At 40.6% G+C, this 18,647-nt stretch carries 20 protein-coding genes, 1 pseudogene and 1 other annotated feature; of the genes and pseudogenes, 6 read left to right on the forward strand and 15 right to left on the reverse strand.

What is annotated here, in order from left to right; translation table 11 throughout:
• Positions 1 to 14: 14 nt before the first annotated feature.
• The 5 genes from IGI68_RS10945 to IGI68_RS10965 all read right to left on the reverse strand — a co-directional run bounded on the left by IGI68_RS10945 (position 15) and on the right by IGI68_RS10965 (position 4,880).
• Positions 15 to 2,078 carry a hypothetical protein gene (locus IGI68_RS10945; protein ID WP_438732844.1) on the reverse strand — a complete coding sequence of 688 codons (2,064 nt, stop codon included), beginning with the start codon at positions 2,076 to 2,078 and terminating at the stop codon, positions 15 to 17.
• Positions 2,079 to 2,097: 19 nt separating this feature from the next.
• Positions 2,098 to 2,607, reverse strand: a complete 510-nt coding sequence (locus IGI68_RS10950; protein ID WP_438732846.1) for a hypothetical protein — start codon at positions 2,605 to 2,607, stop codon at positions 2,098 to 2,100.
• A 142-nt stretch (positions 2,608 to 2,749) separates the two neighbouring features.
• Positions 2,750 to 4,162: a LuxR C-terminal-related transcriptional regulator gene (locus IGI68_RS10955; RefSeq protein ID WP_438732848.1), complete on the reverse strand. Its 1,413-nt coding sequence runs from the start codon at positions 4,160 to 4,162 to the stop codon at positions 2,750 to 2,752.
• Positions 4,163 to 4,440: 278 nt separating this feature from the next.
• A complete protein-coding gene (locus IGI68_RS10960) occupies positions 4,441 to 4,632 on the reverse strand; it encodes a helix-turn-helix domain-containing protein (RefSeq protein WP_213167770.1) in 192 nt (63 codons plus the stop codon).
• Between the two features lie 95 nt (positions 4,633 to 4,727).
• Positions 4,728 to 4,880, reverse strand: a complete 153-nt coding sequence (locus tag IGI68_RS10965; RefSeq protein ID WP_438733293.1) for a hypothetical protein — start codon at positions 4,878 to 4,880, stop codon at positions 4,728 to 4,730.
• A gap of 87 nt (positions 4,881 to 4,967) precedes the next feature.
• Here IGI68_RS10965 and IGI68_RS10970 point away from each other — a divergent pair, with 87 nt between their 5' ends.
• Positions 4,968 to 6,353, forward strand: coding sequence for an ISL3 family transposase (locus IGI68_RS10970; RefSeq protein WP_438732851.1), 1,386 nt, complete (start codon positions 4,968 to 4,970; stop codon positions 6,351 to 6,353).
• A 230-nt stretch (positions 6,354 to 6,583) separates the two neighbouring features.
• On the opposite strand, the gene IGI68_RS10975 is transcribed toward IGI68_RS10970, so the two are convergent.
• The 5 genes from IGI68_RS10975 to IGI68_RS10995 form a co-directional block, all read right to left on the reverse strand.
• The gene (locus IGI68_RS10975; protein ID WP_438732853.1) at positions 6,584 to 7,378 is read right to left on the reverse strand and encodes an alpha/beta hydrolase family protein; all 795 of its coding nucleotides are present in this window, start codon (positions 7,376 to 7,378) and stop codon (positions 6,584 to 6,586) included.
• A gap of 125 nt (positions 7,379 to 7,503) precedes the next feature.
• On the reverse strand, positions 7,504 to 7,953 hold the full coding sequence (locus IGI68_RS10980) for a DUF5946 family protein (protein WP_438732855.1): 450 nt from the start codon (positions 7,951 to 7,953) through the stop codon (positions 7,504 to 7,506).
• Between the two features lie 353 nt (positions 7,954 to 8,306).
• Positions 8,307 to 9,485, reverse strand: coding sequence for a MalY/PatB family protein (locus tag IGI68_RS10985; protein WP_373763025.1), 1,179 nt, complete (start codon positions 9,483 to 9,485; stop codon positions 8,307 to 8,309).
• A 3-nt stretch (positions 9,486 to 9,488) separates the two neighbouring features.
• Positions 9,489 to 10,592 (reverse strand): PLP-dependent transferase, encoded by a 1,104-nt coding sequence (locus tag IGI68_RS10990; RefSeq protein WP_438732857.1) that lies wholly within the window; start codon positions 10,590 to 10,592, stop codon positions 9,489 to 9,491.
• A 1-nt stretch (position 10,593) separates the two neighbouring features.
• A complete protein-coding gene (locus IGI68_RS10995) occupies positions 10,594 to 11,520 on the reverse strand; it encodes a homoserine O-succinyltransferase (RefSeq protein WP_438732859.1) in 927 nt (308 codons plus the stop codon).
• Positions 11,521 to 11,590: 70 nt separating this feature from the next.
• Positions 11,591 to 11,815, reverse strand: a binding site (T-box leader).
• 168 nt (positions 11,816 to 11,983) lie between these two features.
• Here IGI68_RS10995 and IGI68_RS11000 point away from each other — a divergent pair.
• The gene (locus tag IGI68_RS11000; RefSeq protein ID WP_438730860.1) at positions 11,984 to 13,369 is read left to right on the forward strand and encodes an ISNCY family transposase; all 1,386 of its coding nucleotides are present in this window, start codon (positions 11,984 to 11,986) and stop codon (positions 13,367 to 13,369) included.
• A gap of 146 nt (positions 13,370 to 13,515) precedes the next feature.
• Here the strand turns inward: IGI68_RS11000 and IGI68_RS11005 are convergent, their stop codons facing one another.
• From IGI68_RS11005 to IGI68_RS11015, 3 genes are all read right to left on the reverse strand, one after another.
• Positions 13,516 to 13,770 (reverse strand): hypothetical protein, encoded by a 255-nt coding sequence (locus IGI68_RS11005; protein ID WP_071875447.1) that lies wholly within the window; start codon positions 13,768 to 13,770, stop codon positions 13,516 to 13,518.
• Positions 13,767 to 13,901: a hypothetical protein gene (locus tag IGI68_RS11010; RefSeq protein WP_373763029.1), complete on the reverse strand. Its 135-nt coding sequence runs from the start codon at positions 13,899 to 13,901 to the stop codon at positions 13,767 to 13,769. The genes IGI68_RS11005 and IGI68_RS11010 overlap by 4 nt, the downstream gene beginning before the upstream one ends.
• A 379-nt stretch (positions 13,902 to 14,280) precedes the next feature.
• Entirely contained in the window at positions 14,281 to 14,574 is a 294-nt protein-coding gene (locus tag IGI68_RS11015) for a lysostaphin resistance A-like protein (protein WP_438733295.1), read from the reverse strand.
• Positions 14,575 to 14,636: 62 nt separating this feature from the next.
• On the opposite strand from IGI68_RS11015, the gene IGI68_RS11020 reads away from it, so the two are divergent.
• Positions 14,637 to 15,071, forward strand: coding sequence for a transposase (locus tag IGI68_RS11020; protein ID WP_438732862.1), 435 nt, complete (start codon positions 14,637 to 14,639; stop codon positions 15,069 to 15,071).
• A 474-nt stretch (positions 15,072 to 15,545) separates the two neighbouring features.
• Here the strand turns inward: IGI68_RS11020 and IGI68_RS11025 are convergent, their stop codons facing one another.
• Entirely contained in the window at positions 15,546 to 16,064 is a 519-nt protein-coding gene (locus tag IGI68_RS11025) for a ClbS/DfsB family four-helix bundle protein (RefSeq protein ID WP_071131225.1), read from the reverse strand.
• A gap of 288 nt (positions 16,065 to 16,352) precedes the next feature.
• Positions 16,353 to 17,081, reverse strand: a pseudogene (locus IGI68_RS11030) (recombinase zinc beta ribbon domain-containing protein); the annotation flags it as partial.
• 544 nt (positions 17,082 to 17,625) lie between these two features.
• On the opposite strand from IGI68_RS11030, the gene IGI68_RS11035 reads away from it, so the two are divergent.
• The 3 genes from IGI68_RS11035 (at position 17,626) to IGI68_RS11045 (ending at position 18,636) form a co-directional block, all read left to right on the forward strand.
• Positions 17,626 to 17,805 carry a hypothetical protein gene (locus tag IGI68_RS11035; RefSeq protein ID WP_438732864.1) on the forward strand — a complete coding sequence of 60 codons (180 nt, stop codon included), beginning with the start codon at positions 17,626 to 17,628 and terminating at the stop codon, positions 17,803 to 17,805.
• Positions 17,795 to 18,148, forward strand: coding sequence for an IS66 family insertion sequence element accessory protein TnpB (gene tnpB / locus IGI68_RS11040; RefSeq protein ID WP_071875441.1), 354 nt, complete (start codon positions 17,795 to 17,797; stop codon positions 18,146 to 18,148). Before IGI68_RS11035 ends, tnpB begins: the two co-directional genes overlap by 11 nt.
• 119 nt (positions 18,149 to 18,267) lie before the next feature.
• Positions 18,268 to 18,636 carry a transposase domain-containing protein gene (locus tag IGI68_RS11045; protein ID WP_438732867.1) on the forward strand — a complete coding sequence of 123 codons (369 nt, stop codon included), beginning with the start codon at positions 18,268 to 18,270 and terminating at the stop codon, positions 18,634 to 18,636.
• Positions 18,637 to 18,647 lie beyond the last annotated feature (11 nt).

Raw genomic sequence — 18,647 nt, forward strand, 5'->3', positions numbered from 1 at the left:
GGGCAAGTATTGCCCTAATCAGTTTTAATGCCCTCTCCGTAGGTTGTTACTGTTCTCCCTTCTTCAATATCTTCCAAAGTATTATCGCTTGAAAAACGAACCGTGCCTTCCTCGTAAATAAATCTAACATGAGCAGACAGAGACCAATACTCATTTTCCGCTTCAGAAGTCGCCGTTGCGGTGTCCGGATCATACTCATACGGCCCCGGTACAAGCAAAAAAGCGGTGCCAAAATCATCACTTTCTGGCTTAAATACCAATTGCCCTTCATAATACATGAAGGTAAAGTTATAGGTATCGCTCTCATCTTCAAATGTAAATGTCGCAGAATAAGTACCCAAAAGCTCCTCCAACGGCAGCCCACCAAGTTTCACCTCTGTCACCGGGGCGGAGAGCTTGAAGCTTAAGCTCATCTCCGGCTCGTCGCTTTCGGGGTCGTCACCGGGTTTGAACAGTTGCAGTTCTTTGGGTAAACCGGCCTGTATATAGCCCAGCAGGGTAAACTTTGTAGAGCCTCCACCACCGTCCCCCAGCTTACCGCTCCAGTTCTCCTTTACGGCATTTTCAGAAAGAGGAGCGAAGCGCAGGGCATAGCCTTCATATTTCGACTTCTCGCCATCGGGAATATCTTCCACAATATTGAAAGTGATGTTTTGATTAAAAAATTCTTTGACCTCATTCAGTGCATCCAGATACGCAGCCTCGGCCTTGCGCTGCATATATGTGCTGACGGACTGCGTTACCGGGTAGAGGCGTTCATAAAGCTGCGCCTTGTAACCGCCTATCAAGGCTTTGATCTCCGCCTCGGTGGCGTTGGGAATGGTGGCGGAGCCTTTGCTACTCTTCTCCATTTCCGAAACGACAACATCCATATCCCCACTGGTCAGCGTCCAGAATACGCGAGCATAGCGTTCGATCTCCTCTTCGACGGCAGCCTTGGCATCGGCTTCGTTGGGATTGGCTTCGGCTATGCCGATCAGCACCTGCCGCCAATCTTTCAGACTGCGGGCCGTCCATTCAAAGCCCTGCCTGTCTTTACTGACATATTCGTCGTTGAAAAAGGCATAGACCTCATTGATCTTATCCATCTTCATGGCCAAGCCTTGCTCAAACAGGTTGCTTATGGTGTAGTCAAAAATGAACAGTCCGCTGGCGGCAAGCCCCCACGCGGCGGATTCGGCATAGGAAAGCGCCAGCATCGCCGTGTCCTTATACAAGCCAAGGGTATCCGCATCTGTCTTTTCCGTATTCAGCATTACCGAGCCGATCTTCACCGCCGCCGCTACCTTTCCCAGCTTGTTCAGCTTTTTGTAGGCGGAATCAGCCAGTGCGGTGTCAAAGGTAGGGCTGCCGAGGGACGCCATGTTCAGAATCGTACCTGTGAGGTCAGTAGCGAAGCCCGTTTCACCGGCTGCTCCGGCTACGCCGCCCAAAAATCCGTTATAGCCCGTGAGAAGCTGCGCTGCGAGACCTGCCGCTTCCTCTCCGTCCGCACCACCGCCCGCCACGTATTCGCGGAGCGTTTCCATCGCCTGCTGTTGGTCGATGCCGGTAAAGTCCGTATAAATATTGGTGATTTTGGCGCTGCGTTGACCCTCGTTTTTGACATGGAACGCGCCAAAGATGGAGAGGTGGTCGGTGTAGATGATAAGCTCATTCGTGGTTACGTCAACCTCGAACAAGATATCCTCCCATTCGCCAGTAGTTTCGTTTTTGTACTTTGCGCCCACGCATTTTGAAGGATCCTGCCCATCTTCGCAGTATGCGGTATCATAGGGGATACGGAGGGTGATGAAGTCCGAAAGCTCGGTCATATCACCCAGCTTAAAGTCATAGGCTTCTATTTTATACCCTTCATCTTTGTTTTCTTCCACGGGTTCCTTAGTGACGGTCAATTCTTCTTCCCTGTCCAGCACATAACCGCCCAGTTCCACACTGACGCCATTTTCCAGTTTGGTGCCGGTGGTCTCTGGTGAAAGTGTCGCCGCGTCGCTTTTACTGCCACCACCGCCGCATCCGGCAAGACCGGTCAAAAGCATCGCCGCCGCCACGAGTAGAATGGATACTATCTTTTTCATGTCAGATTCCTCCCTTTCATTACCAATCACTGATTTCTGCATGCACGCCTGTTTCGTGCCACAGCTTTTGTGCGGCCTCCTCAACCGTCTGTTTATTAAGCATACCGTGCATCAACTCTACCCGCATGGTCTGGGCCGCGTCGCCAAAGGTCAGGTACATCCGTTCCTGATCAATATGGGCGGTGTGCAGCCGCACGCCATGTACCCCATCGAGACCCCACCGGTAAATTTCACTGCCGATGAGGATACCAAAGGTAGATACTACAGTTTCCTCAGTGTCTTTTTTCATTTGGCAGCCTGCCATGGAGATGAGAGCAGATGGCACCGCAAGGATGCGATTATCCCAAATGAGTGTTGCGTCATAGAGCAGACGGCTCTGCCTCACCAATAACAAGAGAGAGATAAGGCTGATAGCTCCAAAGGCGAAAACCACTTCTAACATAGAAGTTACACCGAGCCACACCGCCAAACAAATACTGGCTGCCAACGATAAAGCATATCTATTACGTCGTTTGCGGATTAATTTCATTTGCACCAACCCTCCTCTAATATAGATTTTAAGGAAAAAGTCTTTAAAAAGCATCGTTCAAAAGGATGAATTTGCAGAAAAAAGCCTCTCATACTTTAGTATGAGAGGCTAGTTAAACCCTGTATTTATATGATCTTATGTATCATTCAACCTTTTGATTTTTCAGCAGGGTGCTGATGAGTTCTGCCCGACTACCGACATCATATTTTGAAAAAATGTTCCTTACATGTGTTTTTACAGTACTCTCACTGATAAACAAAGCCCCGGCAATCTCACGGTTGGATTTGCCGGAAAGGATGAGCTGCAATACCTCCTGCTCCCGGACTGTCAGTGGGTCAAGAGTTTTAATTTGACGAACAATGTCCGTTTGCTGTGACTGACTCATATTGTCATAAGTGGCAAGGTAGGCATGGCTTTTCAGCAGTAAAACAAGCTGATGGTTCAGCGACGGCAGCATAACCAGTGTAACGCAAACCACAGTAAGGGCAATCACCGCAACCTCCGCACTTGGAAGCCCAATAGAGGTTACAAACATTCCCAAGAAGCCTCCGAAAAGGACTCCGAATACATTGGCAGAAAGTCCAATTCCAAAGGTTTGTGTGGGGTTGTCGCTATAATCCAGCATTTCTCCAAGGATGCTCCACCAAAACAGATCGAAAATACCGCAAGCACCGAGCATCAGCGTATCCACAATCAGATAGTCGGAAGTGTTTTGCCCTAACAGCATAAAGCTGATGAACGCTCCTATAATCATTGCCATTCCAATATACAAAATTCTGGAACGCTTTGCTTTAATAGGTAAGTTCCGCATAACAACAAGCGCTACGATATAAGGCACGGCCCAATACCAGCTCACCAATCCCGTCAGATGCTCAAAAGCAGGATTTATTACCTGATACATCAGTCCAGAATTAATTGTGATGATAAAGACAAAAAGACACAGCAATATCAGTTGGCTTTTAATGCCGCCATGCGTTTTATTTTTAAATGTTTGGTTCTTCTCATTCTCTTGCTCCAAAGGCAGCATCCAGATGAAGGCTATACCGATCACAAGGCAAAGCATAGTAAGGCTTAGCCCGACAAACGGTGAGCGATTCATGGCAACCACGTTGACTGCAATCATCAGCAAATTAGAATAAATCAGAACGTCGGCACAGGATTTAATGCGTTCGTTCTTGGGAGTAAAGGCCCTGAGAAAAAATCCCCATGCCGCCACCGCGCAGCCGCTAAAGTATCCGCTGACGATCAGTCCGCCCAACCATAGAGAGGAGGGAGCAAAAAAGAAGGGAACAGAAGCGGCTAAGCATAAGCCCATGCCGCCGAGCATCATGCTTTTGGCGGCCGCCTGTGATTTGACAAACAGACCGCAGGTAAAAAGCCCCGCAAAATGTGCAATAATTGCAGCCAGTATGTAACGTTCGGCGTCTGTTCCACGCAAATCCAGCAGGCTGTACAGCACCTGCCCCTCAAACTGAAACGACAGAATATTGGCAAAGAGAAATGAAAACCCGGCAACAGAAAGCCTACGGGCATTTATTGTTTTATGGCTGTTCATGTGATAACCTTGTATAATGGACTCATAGGGAAATCCAATCTACATTTTCCTTTCTTGATTATTTTCTATATAATTATTGATAAACGCTGTGGATTAGTCAGATTACCTCCTTTTTCATTGGATTTTCTGCCTTTTATAACGCTTTATCAATGGTGTTTTCCTTGATTGTCATCCTCCTTTGTTATCAGCCTTTGGCTCATATTTTTGAGAGCCGTGTGTGTACAAACGGCAGCAATATTTTTGCATACTTTCCCCAGGTTCTCTCTATTTACATTTATTCACTCAATTTCAGCACTTTTACCACTCTCTACCCAAGCATCAACTTCAGATATTTTAAACTTGTACTGTTTCCCTACTCTACGGTATGGTATTACATCTTTTTTTATCCAATTTCGAATTGTATCTTTGCTTACACCGAGATGTTCAGCGATTTCTTCAAGGCTTGACCATCTTTCAGGTTCATTAGTCATTTTCGTTCCTCCCTATTAAATAAAAAGACAATTTTGTAATGCTGATTTTCATCGCAATTTCGTATATTAATTTTGCACTCATAGACTATACCAATCTAAAACAAATCAAAAAGGCTATCTCCGGTTGGTTTTTGCTTCGATTGAAGTTCGTATAGATGTTCTCTCATCTGAACATATCTTTTTTTAGCATCAAACACATCATCATCAAGGCACTTTATGGTTCTATACTTTCTAGTGTTGGTAGAAATTTACCAGCACTATTTTTGTGTATTGAAAAAACATCTTGAATCCTCTAGAATTAAGTCGTCTAAAACAAATCCAAGGGGGAATTCAAGATGCTCGAACTTCATTTTATCAGAACCATGCTAAGTATTCTAGACTTTACTATCGTTTTTCAAGGCAAAAAAGAAGAAGATCTTTATACCAAGGAATTTATTAAAGAAGAAATCTGTCATGTTTTCCATGCCACGCTTTCCTACACGCCTGATTGTTGTCTCAAATGTGGGGTGGAAAACAATCAATCCGTTATTAAATGGGGCTTTAAAACCGTCAATACTCAGTTAAATAAGGTTTCTGAATACAAAACCTTTTTACGTTTAAAGAAGCAACGCTTTAATTGTAAAAATTGCAATCAAACATTTGTTGCGGAATCAACGTTGGCGAAACCCAGCTGTTTTATCTCGAATCGTGTCAAACTTAAAATTGCTTCTTTGCTTGAAGATGCCGTTTCAATTTCTTTTATTGCGGAAGAATTGTGTGTTTCTATCATGACTGTTTTAAGAGTCTTACGGGATTTTTATCAACCAACTTTGCCTCAAAAAGTAGACTTGCCAAAGGTGATCTGCTTTGACGAATTTAAGTCAGGTTCTTTTTTGGAAGGCGTTATGAGTTGTATTTTGATGGATGGCAAAACAGGAAAGCTGGTGGATATTATAGAGAATCATCAGAAAAAGAAGTTAGAAGCCTATTTTCAACGCTATTCTTTAGAGAAACGATCACAGGTTCAACTCGTTGTGACAGACTTTTATTCGCCTTATATCACGTTAACGAAAGAACTGTTTCCTAACGCCAACGTTTTAATCGATCGTTTCCATATTGTACAGTTAATTGGAAAATCGTTTCAGAATCATCGGATTTCAGTGATGAAATCCTTCCCTACCAATAAAAAAGAATACAAACATCTTAAGAAATATTGGAAATTATTACAGAAAAAACAAAGTGAATTAGATTGGCAAGGTCGCTATTGGCGCCCTTCTTTTAGAGATCATCTGACACAAACTGAAATCGTGGATCGCCTGCTTTCTTACAATGAGGAACTCAAACAAGGCTATGAAATCTATCAATCCTTCTTAAGTGTCCTGCAGTACCATGAACAAGAAGAGAAACAGCAAGAAGCCATTGAAGGCTTTCAGTCCCTGTTAATACAAAGCTACAAGCATCTACCTGAAAGCTATCAAACAACGATTAGGACGTATAGAAAATATCAAAAAGAAATCCTCCTTGCCTTACAGCTTCCTTACTCAAATGGCCCTGTCGAGCCGACAAATAACCATATTAAAGTATTAAAACGAACCGCTTATGGCTTTAGAAACTTCATTCACTTCAAAATCAGAATTTTTATCAATCGTGGTAAATACTTTGAGAAGAAAAAGAAATCAAGCATACAAAAAATAAACAATAGTAAGACACATAAAAAAAGCCAGACAGTGTTAGCTGCCTGACCTCGTGACACAATTCTAAAGATTCGTTTAAGATGTACCAACCCTAGTTGTTAAAGAGCCAAAGAAAATGATGTTTATCCTTGTCGAGTCTAACAACTCGTCATGACGAACAATGTTTATTTTCTTGTTAACAGACATACTGCTTCCACATGCGTTACCACATAACCTTTATATAAAATAGCAAATCGTACTGTAACCGGGGTAAATACTCATTTCCTATCCCCCCAATATTAAATATTGATGGCAATCCAATCAGCTGTATCTTTTATAACTTTATCTGCAAATGCTTTATCCTTCTCAAGAATATTGAAAGTATGATTTGCATTATCAATGATTCTATTCTCACTGATTTTTCCATTACAGGCACTCGCAATTTCTTTAGCGTGTATATATGGAACTAGTTCATCCTCTGTGCCTGAAACCGCCAGTATTGCTCCTTTGTATTTTGATAGACTGTCCATTGGATTTGAATCGCGAATATCATCAAACCATTTCTTAGACAAAATCAAATCATCGCGCCAAAACATTGGTATTTGGGCATATCCATTTCTAGCTGCTTCTTCATAAAATTCTTCAAACCAGCCTTCAAAAACTCCTGCTCCATTATGGCAAGCTCCGGACCAGCTCACTGCAGCTTTAATTTTCTCAGGATACTTCCCGATAAATTCTGCCATTACACGCGCCCCCTGGCTAGACCCTAAAATCCCGATTCTCTTTGAATCAATCTTATGGCAATCAAGGAGATATGAGTATATCTTTTCAGTATCGCTAACTTCTCCGTAAAATGTTAAATCCTGTTGTTTTGCCAGACTTTCACCACATCCTGCAAAGTCAAAGCGTATAGATGCTATTCCTCTTTCTTTTAGGGATTCTGAAAGTTTAATAAATAAATTTCCTACTTCATCCTTAAAAGAACCTGTCCCATGACACAAAATAATAGCAGGAAAATTATCACCACTATTTGGATTGCTTACTATGGCAGGAATATCATAAAATTTATTTTTAATTGAAATTTTTTCTTCCATTTTATCCTTCCTTTCAGTAATAATTAATCTTTACTTCCTATTTATCTATCCTTATTCCTTAACTAAAGCTCTTTCCACTAACTTATCCATCTCATCTTTCTATCAAAATGTGATGGACCGTTGTTTCAGAGCCTGAGATCATTTCTTATTTGTTCTTTCCACTTGTTAATATTCTCGATTGCATTTTGCTCTCCACCTAAATATATATCTTCAATCGTCATAGACCAAAGTCTTAGTTCTCGCTTTCTTTCTTCGTTTGGTATGGGGTTTGTTATTTTACCTACTGATTTTACTATTTCGCGATTCTTTTTAAGAATATATGCTATATCCCAATTATTATCATAAGCATCAATAAATAGATTCACTAAATGCTTATATCCTTCTTCTGTATAATTTGAAGGATGTTGTATCATATAGCATGAAACAAGCCAAAAATGCAGTTCATACAGTTTGGGATCATTATGTTCCCAAACTAGGGGGAATCCGAATAGCTCATAGCATGAATATCCATGCGTCTCTCTGGCTCCACATTCTATACACCTACCAGATTTCATAACTGTATTATTATCAACCATTTATCATCAAACTCCTTTAGTAAAACTTAATCCGTTGTTAGTTTACCCTATGACGCAACGTAATTGTCAACTCCCAATTACCCCCTTATCCTATACCTAACTTCCTTAATTCAATAATTTTCTCTTTTTGCTCATTGTTCATTTGCATTACCTTCAATCCTTTGATTGGTATCTAGTAATGCGATAGGAATATTGAAAAGTCAAGTTATAATACAATTAGCGTTGGTTGATTTTGTCATACGGTCTATTTGGACCGAATCCATCCAGTCAGACTCAACTTCCTTAATACATGAGAAAATAAGCCCTGGCACTTACTGTTAAGAAAGTGCTAGGGCTATTTATTATTGATTTGTCTAGTTAAGATGGCTAATAATCTGGTCCACTGCCTGCTGAATATAGTCCGGCTTGGTGGCTAAATTCAGGCGGATAAAGCCGACATAATTCTCACCGAACCACTCTCCATAATCAACTGCCAACCCACATCGGTCTTGGATGAAGGTTTTCACTTCAGAAGGATCAAGAACTTGCCTCAAGTCAATGAAGACTAAGTAACTGCCTTCTAAGGGCGAAACAATAACTTCAGGCGCCCTTTGTTCAAAGGCCGTAAACACTTCCCGATAATTGTGATAGATCACTTCCTTAACGCCATCCAACCAAGCTTGCCCGGCTTGAAAGGCCGCTTCCGTTGCCAACATCCCCATGAGGTTGGGCTCGGTCTGAAAGATTGTCTTAGCAAAAGCATCATATTGATGGCGTAAGCTAGCTTCACTAATAATAATGTGACAATGAGTTAAACCCGCAATGTTAAAGCTTTTGGATGCAGAATTCAAAGTAATGGTCTGGTCTCGGTAACGACCACCTTCTAAGACTGCCGTCGGTATATGATGGTGGCCGTAAGTAAAGTCTTGATGGATTTCATCTGATATTACTAGGACTTTGTGCTTGCGACAGATTTCTAGAAGACGAACTGATTCTTCTTCAGTCCAGACCCGGCCAACAGGGTTGTGAGGCGAACAATGTAAGTACATCTTCACCTGATGTTGAATAACGGCTTCTTCGAATCGGTCAAAGTCAATGGTGAAATAACCATTTTCATTCTTCAAGTCAACATTGATGAGCTGGCGCCCACTATCACGAATCGCATTGGCAAAAGGATAGTAGACGGGCGTCTGGATAAGAATCGCATCATCTTCTGCAGTAAAGGCATGAATGAGGTGGTAGATGGCTTGAACAACCCCCGTCGAAAAGCGCAGCCAGTCTTTCTCAATCTCAAAGTTATAATGACGGCTTAACCACTGGCTCAAAGCCTCGTAATACGTCGATGTCGCGTAACTATAACCATAGACACCATGTTGGACCCGATCAGCTAGAACTTGGGTAATGGCTGGGCTGACTTTGAAGTCCATATCGGCTACCCACAAGGGCAAGAGGTCTGGGTTACCGAAGCGTTCTTCCAGCAAATCCCATTTCAAAGATTGGCTATCTTGCCGCTCTACATAATAATCCCTTACAAATTCTTCAATTGTCATCATCCATCACCCTTCCACAGCGTCCAGAGCAGCTTTAATATCTTGAATTAAATCTTTTGGATCTTCTAGTCCAATAGACAGACGTAATAAGTCCGGTGTTAGACCATAAGATTCGCGAAGGTCTTCCGGAATATCCGCATGAGTCTGGGTCGTTGGGTAAGTAATGAGACTTTCCACCCCACCTAGACTCTCAGCATAAGTAAAGACCTTGAGCGCTTCTAAGAAAGGCCCCACAAACTCTTCACTGGCTAGGCGAATACTGATCATGGCCCCTTGACCGGCGTATAAGGTCGATTGGATTCGGTCTTCTTCTTCTAACCAATTAACGAGTTCACGGGCGGTTGCTTCTTGGCGGTCGAAGCGAACGGCTAATGTCTTCAGACTTCTTATGAAGAGCCAACAATCAAAGGGTGATAATGTCGGACCCGTTGTGTTCGATAGCCAAAGTAACTTCTCGCCTAATTCGGCTGTCTTAGCAACGACCACACCCGCTAAGATGTCATTATGACCTGTTAAGAATTTCGTTCCTGAATGAATTACCAAGTCTGCCCCTAGGTCCAAAGGCTTCTGGCGTAGGGGAGTTAGCAAAGTATTGTCTACAATTAGTAAGGCTTGGGCCTCTTTAGATACTTTCGCAATAGCCACAATATCCACTTCACGCATCAATGGATTCGTCGGCGTCTCAATAAAGATTCCATCCACCTTATCATAAGCTACCACTAAGTCCGCTAATTCTTCTTCCGTATCAAAATAGGCAAAAGACGCTAAGCCTAATTCTTCCAAATGGTCAAAGAAGCGGAAACTTCCTCCATATAAATCTCTTGAGACGAAAATCACTGCCCCTGGCTTGAACAGCTGAAAGACAAGTTGTAAGGCACTCATACCTGAGCTGGTCACTATCGCTTGGACTCCCCCTTCCAAAATAGCCAAGCCTTCTTCTAATATATCCCGCGTCGGATTCTTCGTCCGGCTGTAGTCATAACCAGTACTTTGTCCCAGACCCGGATGGGCAAAGGTCGTTGATAAGTGAATAGGTGATGAGACAGACCCTGTCACCGGGTCCTTGCGGTTACCTAATTGAGCTAACTGTGTGAATATACTGTGTGTCATCTTAATTTTCCTCCCTTAATAAGTCTGTTAAGTCGTAGTAAGTATTTTGGTAAACTTCATTCAACCAATTGTTATAAAATAAATGAGCATAACTGCGCCAACTGAAGACCGGCTTGCCGCCTTGCTCGCCTGCTGGATAATAATTCTCAGGGGCTTGAATTATTTTATTGGCTGCCAAGTCACGTTGGTATTCATCCTCTAAGGTCGTCCGGTCGTACTCTAAGTGGCCTAGCAAGTAGACGTCCCGTCCCGACCGACTGGCAATCATATCCGGCCCATAGATAGGGTGACTGGATAGGATTGCCAAGTCTTCAGTCGCCTTGATCTTGTGGCCATCAATGGTCGTATGCCGCGATTGAGGAACTTGGTAACTATCATTGAAGCCTCTTAGTAAAGGATGGCTAGGGGCTTGGACTTGGTAATCAAAGATGCCGAACAATTTCTGGTCTAACTTCACATTGTTAATGCCGTAATCGTGGTAGAGACCGTATTGAGCACCCCAACAAATATAGACCCGGGCAAATACATTGCGCTTGGACCATGCTAATATATGGTCTAGCTCCTGAATATAACTCACTTCTCTATAAGCAAGGTGTTCAACCGGCGCCCCAGTTATGATTAAGCCATCATATTGCTGGTCTTTGATTTGTTCATAAGACTTGTAGAACTCTTTCAAATAACTCCGCGGTGTATGTGACGCTTCGTAAGTTTGGGTATAGACAAAGTCCACCTCGATTTGTAGAGGGGTGTTACCTAACAAGCGGAGCAATTGTAATTCCGTACTTTCTTTCTTAGGCATTAAGTTCAATATCAATATCTTCAATGGCCGGATATCTTGACTCCGTGCCCGGTGTTCATCTATCGCGACAATTCCTTCTTCTTTCAATTGCTTACGGATCGGTAAGCCTGGCGCAAGCTTTATTGGCATGCTTTCTTTCTCCTTCCATTATTGAAAAATAAAAACAAAAAAATCGTCCCCAATTAGTTACACATAACTAATTAGGGACGATTATTCACCGTGTTACCACCCATCTTTACGCCAATAATTATGGCGCCTCAAAAACATCGATCAATGTTGGCAAGCTATCGGTTGCGACCGTTAGTGAAGCTTTCACCTCACTAATACTCTGAGTTCATCTTCACCAACCGTCACTGTACCCTTTTCCACCAGCCGGGCTCTCTGAATCAGCTATCTTGGCTACTCTTCTCTTCATCGTTTTTTAATTTTTCTTATTATTAATTAATATTTTATTGGAAGCTCAGTGAAAAGTCAACCATAATTGGAAATGGTCTCGGCCCATATCGTTCGAACATGATAATGTCTTAATGTAGTCGAAGCATAAAATGTCCCTTCGTGATAAAATCAAACCATGAAAAGGATAATACTAACAATGAATGAAGATAAAAAATATAACGTAATAAAAGCGGTCGCAGAAAAAAGAAAAGATAAGAAGAGAGCTTGTGTTGAACTAGATCTCTCGATCAGGCAAGTCAATCGATTAATTCGAAAATATCAAGAAGGAGGAAAGGCTGTTTTTTCACACGGCAATAGAGGAAAAAAACAGATACACGCCGTACCAGAGAATGTAAAAAAACAAATCATTGGGCTTTATCAACAGTTTAATATAAAACCGAATGTGAAGCACTTTACTGAAATATTAAAGGAGGATTATGCGATCTGTTACACCGATACAACGATTCGAAATATTTTATACCTAGCGAATATTATCTCACCTAAAACACAAAGAAAGACACGAAAAAAAATAAAAGCTCGAATCAAAGCGCAATCAATGAAAGCAAAGACAAAGCTTGATAATCCACTGCTTCCAAGAGCCGAAGATCAACTGGCTTCACCCGAAAAAATCCATCCTAGCCGCTCTAGGAAAAAATACCAAGGAGAGCTGATTCAAATGGATGCCAGTTCATACAATTGGTTCGGGAACGACGTCACCCATCTTCACTTAGCGATTGATGACGCTTCTGGGGATATTGTTGGTGGGTATTTCGACACGCAAGAAACGCTCAATGGCTATTATCATGTGCTCCATCAGATCCTCCGTAACCGAGGGATTCCTTTAGCTTTTTTAACCGATAAACGAACCGTTTTTGACTATCAATCCAAAACCAAGAAAGTCGTTGAGGAAGATACCTTCACGCAATTTGGTTTTGCCTGCCATCAACTCGGTATTGACATTCGTACCTCCTCTATTCCACAAGCGAAAGGCCGTGTAGAACGATTAAACGGCACGGTTCAATCACGACTTCCTGTAGATTTAGAATTAGCAGGGATCCAATCTATTGAGGAAGCCAATCATTTTTTAACAAAATGGATTCAATCATTTAATAGGAAGTTTGGTAATAAGACGAAGGAATCAATCTATGAGAAGGCACCTACGAAATCAGAGATGAATTTATTATTAGCACGAGTCGCAAATAGAAAAATCGATAGTGGACATCACATTCGGTATCAAAATAACTACTATTTACCGACGGAGGGTAGCGAAGATCAGTACTTTACACGCGGATCAAAAGCCCTCGTTATCGAAGCGTTTAACGGCGAAATCTATGTAAATATCGCTGAAAAAATATACACAACAAGGAGACTGAAAGAACATGACGCCTATTCAACAGAGTTTGACCCGATTCCAGAGCAAAAAAAAGAAAGACGCCAGTATATTCCCCCACAATCTCACCCGTGGAAACTAGAGTCTTTCAAAAGATATCTTCGCAGCATCGGAAAAACACTCGAAGAATACGAAGCTGAACGAGCAGCTTAACACTCATTTTACCAAATACGGTCACATTAATGCAAGTTTTTACGAAGGAAAAGCTTGCATTAATGTGAGCCTAAGGTTTAGGACATTTTACCTTTCGCTTGACACCATAATTGGAAATGGTCTCGGCCCATTCCCTAGAAAGAGTACTAATTCTTTGCTTGGGCGTTCAACCATTCATAGAAGTTCACGCCTTCTTCATTGGCAACTTCGTCGTTATATAGGTAGATCCATGACCAGTGGCCTAGATATTCATAGGGATTGCCGTCTGCATCAACGAATTGACCACTCGTATCTATCACATTATCAAAGATCGTCAATTCAACATTCTCATGACCGGCTTCCACTAATCGATCGTATAAGTCGCCTGCTGTTGGTTGGAATTGAACAACCACATCATTCAATGCGTGAACGAACCAGATTGGGATGTCAGTAATTTCTCTAAGTCGTCATCGTCAATCCATTCTGATTGATAAGCTTGACAGATTGGGAAGATTGCTGCATAGTAATCAGGATTCTCGATGGCTAGGTTCACCGTCATATAGCCACCATTCACTTAACCTAGATAAATCGTCTAATGATGTGATTGTGATCTTTGTAATTTCTGACATAATCACCTGAAATCCATCTGCAACCTCCATATTCCTTGGGTCCATCTCTATTATTTCCGATTATTAATGCCCGTCTTTCCCACTCCCTCATCCAAAAACAGAATATAGAAATTCCCCGAAATCTTGCCCTGTAGAATAAATCGCTGGTACAAGAACTGATCCAAGTGTCATCAAGGTCAGAGCTACTCCTACCCAGACCAAGAATTTCATTGCAAACGTAGAAGACTCCTAAGCTGTTTCAAATTATTGGTATTTTTTATCTAATTTTTCCATCATTGTCATAACTGAACTCCTTTAACATCACTAACCAAACAGTATCAATAAGTAGCCAATAATTGAGAAGATAACCATCAAGCTATTGTTCAAGATATGAACAAGAATCGCATCCACAATATTGCCACGGCGAGCATAAGCCAAATAGAAGACTGCGCCCAGCAAGAAGTAAAGTGGCAACTCAATTGGATGAATCGCATGAAGAAGAGCAAAGACAGCTGAACTGATTATCAATTTTAGCCATTCTTGATTTTCTTTGAAGAAATAACTGCTAAACAAACCTCTGAAAACAAGCTCTTCCATAAAAGGAGCAAAGACACCTATGTTAGGCTAGTTGTCGTATAGGATAATAAGTTATAATAAAGACTATACGGAGGATGATTACCATGACAAATAAAAACAATGAACGTTACTCTACCGAACTGAAAGCGACAGCCATCAAGAAAATGATGCCACCCGAAAATAGGGGGATTCGCCAATTAAGTCAAACTTTGGGCATTCCAGAAGCGACTCTTTATTCTTGGCGTAAAAAAGCTAGAATTCAAGGGAATGCTACACCCGGAACGAAAAAAAATGTCGAAAAATGGTCAAGTGAAGATAAATTTTTAATTGTGATGGAATCATTCTCAATGAACCAAGTAGAACTTGCGGAATATTGCCGAAAGAAGGGCTTATTTAAAGAACAAATTGAGGTTTTTAATTTTATTACTGATATGACGTACTTTATTAATGATACCAAGTGGTTACTCTTTAATATAATTAAAATGTCTAATCTGATTTTTATCATCAAATATGCTATTAAAAGGTATCAAATCATTTGAATTAAATTTTATATAATCACCTTCATATTCACCAAAGTCAAATTCTAATCCAGTATTATTAGGGTATCCGTATAAGTAACATACAACCTCATTATCTTTAAGAAATACTATCTGATTCATATTCTCGTTTACAGTTTCACTTATATTGTCCCATTTATATCCAACAACCTCATACACTCTCTCCTTTGATACATATGGCCTAAAGCTATACATCACATCCCAATCAAAAGATGTCCATTGGGATAAGTCATCAATGACAGCTGTACCACTTATAATATCAAATGAGTGTCTCAATTGTTCAGCATTTTCATCCCAAATGTCTTTTTTAAAATAGTTTAATGAAAATAATATCGCAATGCTTATTGTTATAATCACAATCCATATATTCTTGTTTTTCTTCTTAATGAAATAAACCTCCCTTTAATTATGAGATTGTACTTATGAGAATAGTTTGCCAAGTAACTGAACTTAGTTTCATAGTGCTATCTTTTTCCATTTTCTTATCTTGGTTCTAAAAGTCCCAAAAGGAGCAACAGTATTAACGTGAATAAATTTATATACTTCCCATACTGCTGTTTTTGTAGCTTCATCAGCCCACTTTCTCATATGAGGTAAAAATAATTCTTCATCACTTAGTACATCAATCATTTTATTGATTGAAATAACATTTCTGTTTAACCTATCCTTTAACTCCTCTAAGGATAAATTTGCATAGGTATCTGAAAACCACTGATATAATTCACCAAGCTGATTCCACCTAAACATATCTGATGGTGTCTTTACTGTTAAGCCATTTTTCTCATCGGCTTCCCATTGCAGGAGCAATGTTGTCCAGCCAACTTGATAAGCAAGGTTTTCAGATGGTGTTCTGTCAACTTCGTCAACGCTTTTGTCTTTCAGTGATTCTGGGATATTATTAAATTCAGAAATATACTTTTCAAAACTTTTATTTATCTCAAATTTTAGCTCTTCTTTATCTTTATATGTTCTCATAATACCTCCTGTTATTAATACAAGGTCTAATTGATAATAATCTTTTTTCAACTAATACGCGTAACGTTATAACGTCTAACGTAATAGTATCTCGAAAAAATGATTTGTCAATTATTTTTTCACTTCACACACTAATAAAATGTATATAATACATCATAAACTTTTATATCAACTGTCTATCAACGAGAAATATGTGAACTTAATTCATTGTTAATTAAAAGCAGAGCATTAGTTTAGTTCCTAAAGGTTTTAGTTACCTATGGACATAACCCATGCTCTGTTTTTAAATCATATTTCCATTTCAATGCCAGATTTAAAGGATATGATGAAGCGGTCTTCATAGACTGTAACATTCTGAATTATCTTCCTCACAAGCTTATCATCATATTCTAGAGTGCGGAATTTGTTCTTGCGGATAAATTCAATCAGCTCATTGATGCGCTCGTTCTCGCCACTGAGGGAGGCATCTTCTACTAAAAGAGTCTGACGCTTATCTCGCATCTCGTCGATCTCATCTGCCAGGTATTCATAATCTTGACCTTTATTGGCCAGCTTGATTAGTTCTTTTTGTTTTTCATCTAGTAGGGTATTAATCTCTGAAATTTGGTATTCTGTCGTTTCACCAATCACCGCATGAATATTCTCTTCCAGGGTCTTTATCATGTTGTTGCCACCTGCAAGTAGCTTATTAATTGCGGTCATTACAGCACCATAGAGTTCATCTTCTTTTACGGTTCGGTTCTTACAAACTTCAGGACCTTGCTCGATTCTAGTCACACATCGCCAGGCAAATTCTTTTCTGCCATGAATATTCCAATAGGTTCTCCTATAAATATCGCCACAATCTCCACAGAAGGTGATGGCACTTAAAGCGTACTTGCTACTATAAATTCTTTTGTTCTTGCCTTCTCCTGTGTAGATATTGCTTCTCCGATAAATTTCTTCTTGAGCCTGCAAAAATAACTCTTTAGAAATAATTGCTTCATGGCTATTTTCAACATAATACTGGGGAAAATGAGATTAACTACAGTCTCACTTACTGGCTAGTGACAGTAAGCAGACACACTCACCGTTTAGTACTCAGGCGATTTAGGGATCAAGTCAACAAACACTAAAAACTATTGATTGCATAGGATTTTTAAGCATCTCCTAACAACCCAACATCTAATCTATCACTTCATTTAAGTAGGGTATTTTAGTTTCGCTGTTAAAATCAAGCCTATTTTTATCTGTGGATGTAAATCCTACTAATATCCGATTCTCCACTCCCTTAAGCCATGCAAAGAAATTCTAAACCATATTTGCACCAAAAAGAGATTAACCACTAGCGGATCGAAGAAAAACACCTTGTCTCAGCTACGTCAAAAGATGAAATGTGAGTGACGCTAGATTCGTGCTTCAGCAATTCTAGGATCGAAGCGGTCTCGCAGCCCCTCACACAAGGCGGTTTTCCATAGGATAGCGCGAGATTCAATGTAAGCGCCGAATAATAGGGTACCTACCAATCAAAAACGCCGTCATCTATACTGAGAACATCAAGTATAAATGGAGGCGTTTTTTAATGCATACTCAAGAAGTAGTTCAAATTCAATTAGACAAAGAAAGTTCGAAACAGACAGATAACTCTGTGAAACTGGCTATTCAATTCGAAACTAAAAATCAGAACATTCAAATTTATAATGGGGCCAGTCTCTATCTGGTTCAAGCACTTTTGAAAGAAGTCTGCGCTCATGATGCTTGACTATACGAAAGTTTCTAAGATCTACCTTGTCTGTGGGAAAACCGATTTGCGTAAAGGAATTGATGGGCTTGCCGCAATCATCCAACATCAATATCAATTCGATCCTTATGAGAATGCGCTCTTTCTTTTTTGCGGTGGCCGCTTGGATCGTTTTAAAATGTTGTACTATGAAAACGACGGCTATCTGCTCCTTTATAAACGATTGGACCAAGGAAAATTTCATTGGCCCCGAACTAAAGAAGAAATTCGTCAACTCAGTCACCAACAACTTCGCTGGTTGCTTGAAGGGATCAGTATCGATCAACCGAAAGCCATTCGTTCTGGTAAAAAGGGAATTTTTTAAAGGTTTCAAGCGAAAAACTTTCTTGTTAATCATTGATTTATCACTCTTTTCTCCTGCTTTTCCTTTTGATTTTTGGTAAAATGAATCCAATCATTAAAAAAGAGAGCGAGGAGAAAACAGTGACGACTAAAACAAAGCCATCCACGACTGATTCCCTCATTCAAATGCTTCAAGAACAAATACAAACCAATCAAAAACAATCCCTCATCATCGACGGCTTAACACAAGAAATCAAATTACTGCGTGAACAAATCGCTTATTTGACGAATAAAATGTATGGGAGATCCAAGGAATCTTTACCTGAACAAGTGTCAGGTCAATTAAGCCTGGGGCTTTTTGAGGAACCTGAAATTTTTGAGGAGCTAGAAACCGAAGAAACCTTGACCGTTCGTTCGCATCCAAGAAAAAAAGGGACGAAGGCCAATAAAATCGCGCACTTCCCGACGAAAGAAGTCCATCATGAGTTGTCAAAAGAGGCACTCGATTGAGAGAAATGTGG

The sequence above is a fragment of the Enterococcus sp. DIV1314a genome (genome assembly GCF_051713805.1).
Classification (GTDB): Bacteria; Bacillota; Bacilli; order Lactobacillales; family Enterococcaceae; genus Enterococcus_I; species Enterococcus_I aquimarinus.

Excerpts from the sequence above, each read along its gene's own strand:
- IGI68_RS10945 (WP_438732844.1), bottom strand. The coding sequence starts at position 2,078 with ATGAAAAAGATAGTATCCATTCTACTCGTGGCGGCGGCGATGCTTTTG.
- IGI68_RS10950 (WP_438732846.1), bottom strand. The coding sequence starts at position 2,607 with ATGAAATTAATCCGCAAACGACGTAATAGATATGCTTTATCGTTGGCA.
- IGI68_RS10955 (WP_438732848.1), bottom strand. The coding sequence starts at position 4,162 with ATGAACAGCCATAAAACAATAAATGCCCGTAGGCTTTCTGTTGCCGGG.
- IGI68_RS10960 (WP_213167770.1), bottom strand. The coding sequence starts at position 4,632 with ATGACTAATGAACCTGAAAGATGGTCAAGCCTTGAAGAAATCGCTGAA.
- IGI68_RS10970 (WP_438732851.1), top strand. The coding sequence starts at position 4,968 with ATGCTCGAACTTCATTTTATCAGAACCATGCTAAGTATTCTAGACTTT.
- IGI68_RS10975 (WP_438732853.1), bottom strand. The coding sequence starts at position 7,378 with ATGGAAGAAAAAATTTCAATTAAAAATAAATTTTATGATATTCCTGCC.
- IGI68_RS10980 (WP_438732855.1), bottom strand. The coding sequence starts at position 7,953 with ATGGTTGATAATAATACAGTTATGAAATCTGGTAGGTGTATAGAATGT.
- IGI68_RS10985 (WP_373763025.1), bottom strand. The coding sequence starts at position 9,485 with ATGATGACAATTGAAGAATTTGTAAGGGATTATTATGTAGAGCGGCAA.
- IGI68_RS10990 (WP_438732857.1), bottom strand. The coding sequence starts at position 10,592 with ATGACACACAGTATATTCACACAGTTAGCTCAATTAGGTAACCGCAAG.
- IGI68_RS10995 (WP_438732859.1), bottom strand. The coding sequence starts at position 11,520 with ATGCCAATAAAGCTTGCGCCAGGCTTACCGATCCGTAAGCAATTGAAA.
- IGI68_RS11000 (WP_438730860.1), top strand. The coding sequence starts at position 11,984 with ATGAATGAAGATAAAAAATATAACGTAATAAAAGCGGTCGCAGAAAAA.
- IGI68_RS11020 (WP_438732862.1), top strand. The coding sequence starts at position 14,637 with ATGACAAATAAAAACAATGAACGTTACTCTACCGAACTGAAAGCGACA.
- IGI68_RS11025 (WP_071131225.1), bottom strand. The coding sequence starts at position 16,064 with ATGAGAACATATAAAGATAAAGAAGAGCTAAAATTTGAGATAAATAAA.
- IGI68_RS11035 (WP_438732864.1), top strand. The coding sequence starts at position 17,626 with ATGCATACTCAAGAAGTAGTTCAAATTCAATTAGACAAAGAAAGTTCG.
- tnpB (WP_071875441.1), top strand. The coding sequence starts at position 17,795 with ATGATGCTTGACTATACGAAAGTTTCTAAGATCTACCTTGTCTGTGGG.